Below are 9,944 nucleotides of genomic sequence, written 5' to 3' on the forward strand. Positions count from 1 at the left end.
TCGGCAACGCGGTTACCGCGGATCCGCCCGGGATCATGGCCATCCGCCGTAATCCAGCCGGACTGAGTCGTCTTGAGGGGCGCCAGTGGGAACTTGGCGGTGCCATGCCGATGACGCAGTTCGATGCGACGTTCACGGTGCCGGAAGAGGGCTGTGATGTCTTCGGCATCGAATGCGCGGAGAATGATCCGGTAGCCAACAGCAAGAGCAGTACCGACGTCGGCGCCAACTACATACCGGGCATCGGGCTGATGGAAAGCGCTGCACCCGCTGCGCCGTTCAATGCCGGGTTCAGTGTCCAGCCCCCGGGCTCGAAGCTGACGTTCGGCAATGCCGCGTTCATCGAGAACTCCGGTGGCTTCTCCCGTGAGGAGGATGATCCGGGCCGGTATCAGCCGACCCAGGCCGCCATTCAGCGGATCACCTACCTTTCACCAACGGTTTCCTATGAGATCAATGATGAGTGGACCGTGGGCGCCGGTATCCATTTCTCGCACCAGGGGATCGAGGTGAACCAGCTGACCCGGGCCCCGAACATGCTGGTGGGCGTGGGGGCCACGCTTCAGGATGCCTTCGGCTGTGACGAGGAGGCCCAGGAACCCCTGGCGCCCTGGTTGGCCCTGTGTGGCGGCAAGATCGGCCCCTTCCAGGACATCGGCAATGTCAACTTCCGGGCCGAGGAGAGCCTCTCCACCAGCTACAAGGTGGGGGTGCTCTGGGAGCCCACTGACTGGTTCACCTGGGGCGCCCAGTACAGTTCCGGCGATGATATGAACCTCAAGGGCGATTTCCAGATCGACTACACCGAGGACTGGGCCGCGTTCTGGCAGAGTGTGAACAGTTCTGTGCTCGGCGCCATAGGCGCCGCGATCCTGAGCCTGCCTTCCGGCGTTCCGAAGGAGGAGGGCCATGTCTCCATCAAGGAGAGCTACCCGCAGCATTTCTCCACCGGCGTCAGCATGCGGGTGCTGCCGTTCCTGACCCTGAATGCGGATATGGACTATGTGGATCTGTCTTCCCAGAAGTATCTGGAGCTCAAGTTTGACCGTGAGCTGGAGTTCCTGAATGCGGCCCGCATCCTGTCACCGGAAAAGGCAACACCCACCAGTCTGAAGATTGGCCGTGAGTTCACGGATGTATGGAACCTTGGCTATGGTGCGACACTGCACGTGAACGACCGTCTTGATCTGAGGGCGGGGGCCCAGAACCGGAGCACCGTCATCCCCAAAGGGGCGGAAAGTCTTTTCTCGCCCATCGGGGATGGCACAATGTATGGCGTCGGGCTTGGGTACAGGTGGTCGAAGCACACCCAGATCGATATGAGTCTGAGCCAGATGAAAAGTACCCAGAACATCCCGGCGGACTCGAGCTGCAATATCAATTGCACGAACATCACCAACATTGTGTACAACCCCTACGCAGGCCTGGATGTCAAAACCGAAACCACCATCACCTTTGCCAACCTCACCATCCGCAGCCGTTTCTGACCGGCTGACGCCGGCGCTGCTGGTTCTGGTGGTGCTGGTGACCGCCGGCTGTGCCAGTGGTGCTGGGGATGGGGCTGCAGGGGGCATGCGCGCATGGGTGGATGAGCGGGGGCAGGTCCGATATACACCGGCCGCCGGCAACGCCTCTGAGACCTCTGGCGAGACCACCGGTAAGAAGGGCTCCGGTGAAACGGGGGTGACGCGGACTGCGGAATCCTCCCATCCGGAATTCAATCTGGAACAGTATCCGGATGCCGGGGATAAAAACAGCAGCAGGGAATCCGAGGAGCTTTTCTACAGCTGGCGGGATGCCCAGGGACGCATTCACAATACGCCCTACCTTTACGGGGAAGAGGCCCTGGGGCAGGTGATGCGCGAGCCGGAGCCGGTTCGGGCTTCCGAGGCCCGGGTGACCACCTCGGGCGCGGCAGCCGCCCCAGGGTTCCGTCGGGATTCCGAAGCTGCCGCCATTCTGGGGGTGGGCGAGGGGTCGGAGACCCGGCTGGATGCGTTTGCGCAGCAGTGCTGCGGGGCGCTGCCGCGCCTGGACTACCAGAAGCTGGAGCCCGAGCGGACCCTGCCCGTCGATCTCGGCGAAGAGGCCGATGTGTACCGTTTTGCCACGGGCGACAGCCGTTTCGCTCTGGTGCGCCTGCCACAGGATCCTGAACAATCACTCCTGCGCGTCCGCAGTTTCATCCGCGACGGCGGCTTCTTTCTGCCGAATGCCGTTTTTCTTGACGGTGGCTTCCGTCCTGTCCGGATGGTGACCGACATCGTGATGGAATACAGTCCCGAAACCTGGCGACGCTATGGGCATATGGAGGCAAGGCTGGCGCTGAAGCCGGATTCCGGTGAGCGCTGGCTGGTTGTCTTTACCCGCCCGGAAGACCTTGAGTCCGGCACCAGGGTCGGCGAGCAAGGCAAGCGCCGCAGGCTGACCCACGAGCCCGTGGGCAGCCTGTCACTGCGGCTTGTCGACTGACCTCAGCCCTCCGGTGCCTCCGGATTGAACCAGGGCTGGGAGAGCCAGTAGAAACGGCCATCACCCGCCGGGTAGGTGCAGTTGTAGCGTGAACGACGGGCTTCAATGGGGTTCTGGGCTCGGGTCTGGATGCGCACGCCGTTGGCAAGGGTCTCCGCGTCGAGTTCCATCTTGCCCTCGCCAGAGGCAAAGCAGTTCAATCGGCCGCTGTCCCAGCCCTCGGGGACCGTCATGTCCAGCAGGGGCGGGTTCTGGTCGCCGATCACCGGGGCCGGAAGATTGGCTCTGGTAACCGGGAAGTTGCGCGCCTTCAACTTGTTCCTGAGGGCATCGATGCCGCCGTAGGCATCCGCCACGGCAAAGCGCGGCATGGCACCGGGATGGGAGTGCTCACCGATAACCCCGGAATGCTGCGCGAATCCATACCAGCCGCGCTCCTCCAGTGCCTGCAGGACCGGCTGGGAGAACTCACCGTAGGGGTGGGCATAGAGCTCGGTTTCCACGCCGATTTTCTCCTCGATGCGATCAGCACCCCGGTCCAGTTCCCGAGCAATGCGTTTGGCGTGTTCTTCCGCGCTCTCATCCGGGCGCTGGAGCATGGTGCCGTGATCCAGGCTGTGGTTGCCGATGGTCACCAGCTCGTGCTCGGCCATATCCTTAAGCTGGTCCCAGCTCATGTAACCGTTGTCGCCGACAGAGCCGCTGAGTACGAAGACCGTCAGCGGAATACCTTTTTCCCTGAGAAGCGGCCATGCTTCGGTGTAGACGCTCTCGTAGGCATCATCAAAGGTCAGGGCGACATGCTGGTTCTCCGCATCCGCGCCGTCCAGGGTCTTCTGGATGCGCTCAGGGGTGAGTGACAGCGGCTCCACGCCGAGCTCCTCGATCAGTGCCAGCTGGTCCCGGAACAGTGATGGAGAGGTCGTGGTGGAGGGAGGTGTCTCCGTGGAGACATGGTGATAGGCCAGAGTGGCAACGCCGGCATGGGCACCGGAGGCCATGCTCAGGCCCAGGGCTGTAGTGACGGCAATACGGGTCAGGGGGGTCACTCGACTCATGGGTGTCCTCTGAAGTGATGTCGTAGGGTGGCCATGGCCCGGTTAAGGGCCTGGAGCTGCTCGTTGGAGCCCCCCCGATCCGGGTGATGCTGCATGGCAAGGCGCCGGAACGCCTGCCGTGCGGTCGCCAGATCCGGAGGTGGCGTGTCGATCGCCAGGGTTTGGCAGGCCTGGGTGAGCTCATCATCCGCCGGGCGCGTGATGCCCTGCCAGAAGTCATCCAGCATGCGGTTGATGGTGCTCTCGCCCAGGTCATGGTTGGACAGGTCCCGGTAGAAGGCGTGCAGCGCATCGTGCTGCCCCGCCTCCTGCTGCCCGGCGTTGTACGTCTGGCGAATGCGGATATTCAGCGCGTTGATGTCGATGGTTTCCCCGCTCTCGGCAGCCAGTCGTTCGCGCTGCCGGTAGAGGCTGTGAAACAGGAGAAAGTGCACCGGGTAGAGGGCCGCCGGGCTGCTGAAGTCGATGGTCCCGAAAAGATACCAGGGCTCTCCCTGGAGGGTGCGCAGCATCACCAGTTCGCTCATGCCTTCCGGGTGGGTGCGCAGCAATGCCTCGCAGGCGTCCATGATGCGCCCGACCAGCGCTTCCAGGGCGCTGTCGCTGGTTTCGCCGGTCCGGTTCAGTGAGGCGGTGGAATCCATCATGTCCAGACTATGCGTTGCCAGAGCGGGCAATGCAAATCCCGGTTGGTGGCAGCCCGTGACTCTCCGGTATAATCCGCAGCCACACAGTCTGACCGGGGCCAATCAATGCTGGACAAGACCTCCACCGATCCGCGCGACGAAAGCAAACGCCTGCAGAAGAAGCTGCAGCGCGAGACCGGGCGTGCCATCGCGGATTTCGACATGATTGAGGAAGGCGACCGCATCCTGGTCTGTCTCAGTGGTGGCAAGGATTCCTACACCATGCTGGACATGCTGATGGTCCTGCGTCATCGGGCGCCGGTGAACTTCGAGCTTATGGCGGTGAACCTGGATCAGAAGCAGCCGGGTTTTCCCGAGCATGTGCTGCCGGATTACATGGCGCAGCTTGAAGTGCCGTTCCAGGTTCTGGAGAAGGACACCTACAGCATCGTGAAGGAGAAGATTCCCGAGGGGAAAACGGCCTGCGGTCTGTGCTCACGCCTGCGCCGGGGGATTCTCTACAATTTCGCGGAAGAGCAGGGCTGCACCAAGATCGCACTGGGCCATCACCGGGATGACATCCTTGAGACCATGATGCTCAACATGTTCCACGGGGGCACGCTCAAGGCGATGCCGCCCAAGCTGTTCAGCGATGATGGGCGCAATACCGTGATCCGGCCGCTGGCCTATTGCCGTGAGAAGGACATTGCCCGCTTCGCCGAACTGAGGGAGTACCCCATCATCCCCTGCAACCTCTGTGGTTCTCAGGAGAATCTGCAGCGGGAGATGGTCAAGGACATGCTCAACGACTGGGACCATCGTTTCCCGGGGCGGATCGAGAACATGTTCCGGGCCCTGCAGAACGTGGCGCCTTCCCATCTGGCGGATCCGCAGCTGTTTGACTTCTCCGGCAGGGGCGAGGCGCAGGAACAGGTTGCTGAGCCCCAGCGCGCGGAGCCCGGAACCGAATACGGCCAGGTCCAGGTGCTCAATATCTGAGCGCCAGCTCAGATGATCCGTGAGTAGCGCCCGGTCTGCGCCTGCTGGGCGCCGGCATCGAACAGCTGGCAGATGGCCCGGATCAGAAGGCGGCCGGGTGTGCGCACCGTCAACCGCTGCGCATCCTCTTCAATCAGGCCGTCTTCCACCATGGTCTGGCGTGCCGGCAGGGTATCGGCAAACACCTGATCAAAGGCCTCCCCCCACGCGGCGGCGAAGGCCTGTTTGTCCAGCGAGAAGTGACAGATCAGCTCCATGATCACGGCGCGGCGCATGCGGTCGTCGTCACTGAGCTCATAGCCCTTTTTCAGGGGTGTGCGGTTGAAATCCAGCTGCAGGTTCCAGGCGCCTTCGTCATGGTGGTTCTGGAAGTAGCTGTCGGCGGCCTGGCTGATGGCGGAGACCCCCATGCCGATCAGGTCGCATTCCCCGTGGGTGGTATAGCCCTGGAAATTCCGGTGCAGTTCCCCGTTGCGCTGGGCGATGGCCAGTGTGTCATCCGGTTTGGCGAAATGGTCCATGCCGATGTAGACGTAGCCGGCCTCAAGCAGCCGGTTGATGGTGTCCTCAAGGATGCGGAGTTTTTCCTCCGGGGAGGGCAGATCCTCCTCGCGGATGCGCTGCTGGGGCATGAACCGGTCGGGCAGGTGGGCGTAGTTGAACACCGACAGCCGATCCGGCGACAGCTCCAGCACCTGGTCCAGGGTTTCATGGAATGTCTCCCGGGTCTGGTGGGGCAGCCCGTAGATGAGATCCATGTTGATGGACCGGAAACCGAGATCCCGGGCTGTGACAATGCGGTTGGCCACCATCTCCCGGGGCTGGATCCGGTTCACCGCTTTCTGGACGGTCGGGTTGAAGTCCTGGACACCCAGGCTGATGCGGTTGAAACCGATGGAGCGCAGGACTTCCAGGGTTTCAGGGCCGCACTCGCGGGGGTCAATCTCAATGGAGTGGTCGCCGCTGTCGTCGTCCGCCAGCTGGAAGTGCTGGCGCAGCACGCTCATCAGTTCGCGCATTTCATCGTGGCTGATGAAAGTGGGCGTGCCGCCGCCCCAGTGGAGCTGGGTCGCCGGTCGTTCCTGCCCGCCGAACTGCCGGGAGCGCATGGCGATCTCCTGGTGCAGCCGTTCCAGATAGGGAGCAGCCCGATCCCGTTTGCGGGTCACGATCTTGTTGCAGGCGCAGTAGTAGCACAGGTGCGCGCAGAACGGGATGTGCAGATAGAGTGAGAGCGGCGCGCCCGAGGCACGGCTTCGTTCAAGGGTCCGCTCGTAGGCCTCGCCGTTGAAGTCTTCGCTGAAGGCCAGCGCCGTCGGGTAGGACGTGTAACGGGGGCCTGACAGATCGTAGCGTGCGATCAGATCCGGGTCCCAGAGGAGGTTGATGCGTTCCGAAGCCATGGTGTCCTCCGACGGCAGGTTCTGTGCTGCACACAGCCTAACGCAGCCTGCGGCTGGACCTGTTGATATCGGTCAAACCCCGCCTTAATGGGAAAGAATCAGATGCTGGATCCAGGGGATGGTCCAGAGACCGAAAACGATCAGGGCCAGGCCCGTAACCCGGCGGAAGGCCGTGGACTGGCGCAGCCGGGTAATGCGGCTGGCCAGCAGGCCGGTGGCCACCATTGCCGGCACCGTGCCGAGCCCGAAGCTGAACATCAGCAGACCGGAGAGAACCGCATCCCCCTGGGTCAGGGCCCAGGCAAGGGTGCTGTAGACCAGGCCACAGGGCAGCCAGCCCCAGAGCAGCCCGAGCGGCAGGGCACGGCTCAGGCGGTCAACGGGCATGAAACGCTGGGTCAGGGGAGAGAGCCGCTGCCACAGTGGCGCGCCGATGCGTTCCAGGCTCATGATGCCCTGCCACCACTGACCCACGGCCAGGCCCAGCAGGATCAGCACAACACCGGCAAGGGTGCGCAGGACCATGCCGGCGCCGGGGACGCCTTCGGTCAGGAGCGCGCCCGGGAGGCCCGCGATCAGCCCGATCAGGCTGTAACTCAGGATCCGCCCGAGATTGTATCCCGCCAGCAGTGACAGCTGACGGCGCCGGTAACCCGGGCCAACAGGCAGGGCCAGGCTGAGTGAGCTGGCGATGCCGCCGCACATGCCCAGGCAGTGGGTGCTGCCCAGGAACCCGATGAGGAACGCTGAACCCAGGGTGGTGATGAGGGCATCAGTCATTCCGGATCGCTCCCTTCACGCTGGCGACTGGTCTGTTCGGTATGCTGCCGGGCTTCCGGGGGAATCCGGTCCTCGTCGTCATCGAAAAGGATCTGGTGAGCGGGCCCTTCCAGATCATCGAACTGGTCGTTGCGCACTGCCCAGATGAGTACCCGGACGGCGATCGCCAGCAGGATCAGTGACAGCGGAATCAGTATGTAGAGTATTGCCATCGGGCTTCATTCCTCCCAGACGCAGCGCATTCATCACCACAGCCACCGAGCTGGCGGACATGCCCGCGGCCGCGATCCATGGGATCACCAGACCCACCATTGCCAGAGGCAGGATCGCCGCATTGTACAACAGCGACAGGGTCAGGTTCTGGCGGATGACCCGGCGTGCCATGGGAGCGACCTTGAGCGCTTCCATCAGCGGCCACAGCCGCTCACCCAGAACCACGGCATCCGCCTGCAGGCGGGCGATATCACTGCTGCCGGCCATGGCCACGGACAGGCGGGCTCCCGCCAGACCGGGCAGGTCGTTGAGTCCGTCACCCACCATCATGACCCGGTTGCCCTCCGCCTCCAGGGCACGGATGCGCTCCAGTTTGGCCTCCGGTGACAGACGCCCTTCATACCGGTCGATGCCGAGTGCTCCGGCGACCCTTGCCACCTGGCCGGAATGATCGCCACTGAGGAGCACACAGTGCCAGCCCCGGGCACGCAGGGTCGCCAGCACCGGCTGCGCGTCCTCGCGCAGCGTATCATCCAGGGTGATCCGCCCCAGCCAGCCGGTCTCGCTCGCCAGGTGAACAGCCAGGGCGGCATCGTCATCGGTTTCCGGCGCAGAGGGCAGGTTGAGTTCAGCGGCGACGAAATCCGCCCGGCCCAGGGCCAGCCTGAGACCCTCGTTGAAGCCGGTGACGCCGCCGCCGGGATGGTTTTCCCGCTCGCTGATGACTGCTGCCGGTTCGTCCCGGAAGGCCCGTGCGATGGGATGCTCGGAGCCGCGTTCCAGTCCGGCTGCCAGCGCCCGGCAGTGCGCCTCGGAAATGCCGGACGACGGGGTGACAGAGGCAATACTGAGCTGGCCCCGGGTAAGGGTGCCGGTCTTGTCGAACACCAGGGTGTCCACTGTATTGAGCGTCTCCAGGGTCGAACCTCTCGTGGGAACGAAGCCGGCCCTGCGCAGCCGGTTGGTTGCCACGGTCAGCGCCGTCGGCGTGGCCAGCGACAGGGCGCAGGGGCAGGTGGCGACCAGAACCGCCAGGGTGATCGGAAAGGCCCGTGCGGGGTCCAGAAGCCACCAGACCAGAAAGGTGGCAGTGGCAGCCGCCAGCACCGCGGTGACAAAAATACCGGCAACGCGGTCCGCGATCTGCTGGGTCCGGGGTTTCTCGGCCTGGGCCCGGTCCAGAAGCCGGGTGATGGCGGAAAGCCGGGTGTTGTCCCCGGCCTGGTCCACGATCACCTCCAGGGGGTGCTCGGTGTTCACCGTGCCCGCCGAGACTGGCTCGCCCGGTCCCCGGGAGACCGGCAGCGATTCACCGGTCAGCATGGATTCATCCAGTGCGGATTGGCCACAGGCCACATGGCCATCCGCGGCCAGGGTATCCCCAGGGCGTATGCGGATACGGTCACCGGGGTTCAGGTCACGGGCACGCACCACGGTCTCGGTGTCCCCATCGATGCGCAGTGCCGTGCCGGGCATGGCATTGATCAGCGACAGGTTTTCCAGGCCCGCCCGGTAGCGGGCGCGGCCCTCGAGAAATCGCCCCAGGCCGAGGAAGAAGGTGAACATCGAGATGGACTCGAAATAGACATGTTCGCCGCCAAAGAGGGTCACATGGACGCTCGCCAGGTAGCCGGCAAGGATGGCGATGGACACGGGCACATCCATGCCCGGATGACGGTGCCGGAGGTCCCGGACTGCTGCCTGGAAAAAGGGAACGGCGCTGTAGAGCACCACAGGTGTGGCGATGACGAAACTGGCCCAGCGGAACAGCTGGACCATGGCCGGGTCGGATTCGGTGCTGAGCCCGAACTGGAGCGGATAGGCCAGCATCATGGTCTGAAGCGCCGCAATGCCCGCGATTCCGATCCGGATCATGGCCTGTTTCTGCTGGTTGCGTATTCGCTCCTCCCACTCGCCGGGGCGGAATGGAGACGCCTGGAAGCCCAGTTCGCGGATGCCCAGGAGGAGGTTGCCCAGACCGGTGACCTGAGGGTGCCAGACCAGATGGGCGCGTTGGGTGCTGTGATTGATGCGGATGGACTCAAGCCCCTCAAAACCGGCCAGGTGATGCTCGATCAGCCAGATGCAGGCGGCACAGCTGAGACCGTCGATCATCAGCCAGGTCTCGTGGAGCCCATCATCCCGGGCATGGACAACCTCGTCGAGGAGCTGACGGTCGTTGTAGTGCAGGCACTCGGCACGGACACGGTCGTCAACCGGATCCGGCGTGGTGATGGGGCCGTCAATCTGCTGGTAGAAGCGGTCGAGCCCCTCGTCGCGGATGATGCGCGAGACCGCGAGACAGCCCTCACAGCAGAACGCCTCGGTCCGGCCGGCGATGTCGCCGGTGACGGGGGGGGTTTCCGGCAGGGGTTCCCGGCAGTGGAAGCAGG

At 63.8% G+C, this 9,944-nt stretch carries 9 protein-coding genes; 3 read left to right on the top strand and 6 right to left on the bottom strand.

Translation table 11 applies throughout. From position 1 onward, the window contains the following. Together QZ501_RS13695 and QZ501_RS13700 are read left to right on the top strand one after the other, a co-directional pair. On the top strand, positions 1–1,487 hold a 1,487-nt coding region (locus QZ501_RS13695; RefSeq protein WP_295720274.1), incomplete at its 5' end, for an outer membrane protein transport protein. Then, positions 1,456–2,472: a MalM family protein gene (locus QZ501_RS13700; RefSeq protein WP_295720276.1), complete on the top strand. Its 1,017-nt coding sequence runs from the start codon at positions 1,456–1,458 to the stop codon at positions 2,470–2,472. The genes QZ501_RS13695 and QZ501_RS13700, both read left to right, overlap by 32 nt. Positions 2,473–2,474: 2 nt before the next feature. Here QZ501_RS13700 and QZ501_RS13705 read toward each other — a convergent pair whose 3' ends face one another. Both QZ501_RS13705 and QZ501_RS13710 read right to left on the bottom strand, forming a co-directional pair. Beyond that, positions 2,475–3,530 (bottom strand): polysaccharide deacetylase family protein, encoded by a 1,056-nt coding sequence (locus tag QZ501_RS13705; protein WP_295720279.1) that lies wholly within the window; start codon positions 3,528–3,530, stop codon positions 2,475–2,477. Continuing rightward, positions 3,527–4,177: a DNA-J related domain-containing protein gene (locus QZ501_RS13710; RefSeq protein ID WP_151439420.1), complete on the bottom strand. Its 651-nt coding sequence runs from the start codon at positions 4,175–4,177 to the stop codon at positions 3,527–3,529. The genes QZ501_RS13705 and QZ501_RS13710 overlap by 4 nt, the downstream gene beginning before the upstream one ends. 105 nt (positions 4,178–4,282) lie before the next feature. Here QZ501_RS13710 and ttcA point away from each other — a divergent pair, with 105 nt between their 5' ends. Beyond that, the gene (gene ttcA / locus QZ501_RS13715) at positions 4,283–5,155 is read left to right on the top strand and encodes a tRNA 2-thiocytidine(32) synthetase TtcA (protein ID WP_151439421.1); all 873 of its coding nucleotides are present in this window, start codon (positions 4,283–4,285) and stop codon (positions 5,153–5,155) included. An 8-nt stretch (positions 5,156–5,163) separates the two neighbouring features. On the opposite strand, the gene hemN is transcribed toward ttcA, so the two are convergent. The 4 genes from hemN to QZ501_RS13735 all read right to left on the bottom strand — a co-directional run. Next, positions 5,164–6,558 (bottom strand): oxygen-independent coproporphyrinogen III oxidase, encoded by a 1,395-nt coding sequence (gene hemN, locus QZ501_RS13720; RefSeq protein WP_151439422.1) that lies wholly within the window; start codon positions 6,556–6,558, stop codon positions 5,164–5,166. Positions 6,559–6,642: 84 nt separating this feature from the next. Then, positions 6,643–7,338 carry a sulfite exporter TauE/SafE family protein gene (locus tag QZ501_RS13725; RefSeq protein ID WP_095616999.1) on the bottom strand — a complete coding sequence of 232 codons (696 nt, stop codon included), beginning with the start codon at positions 7,336–7,338 and terminating at the stop codon, positions 6,643–6,645. Beyond that, entirely contained in the window at positions 7,335–7,550 is a 216-nt protein-coding gene (gene ccoS, locus QZ501_RS13730; protein WP_151439423.1) for a cbb3-type cytochrome oxidase assembly protein CcoS, read from the bottom strand. The genes QZ501_RS13725 and ccoS overlap by 4 nt, the downstream gene beginning before the upstream one ends. Further along, on the bottom strand, positions 7,453–9,944 hold a 2,492-nt coding region (locus tag QZ501_RS13735), incomplete at its 5' end, for a heavy metal translocating P-type ATPase (RefSeq protein WP_295720283.1). The genes ccoS and QZ501_RS13735, both read right to left, overlap by 98 nt.

This window comes from uncultured Halovibrio sp. (assembly GCF_913056445.1).
In the GTDB taxonomy this organism is placed as follows: Bacteria; Pseudomonadota; Gammaproteobacteria; order Pseudomonadales; family Oleiphilaceae; genus Halospina; species Halospina utahensis_B.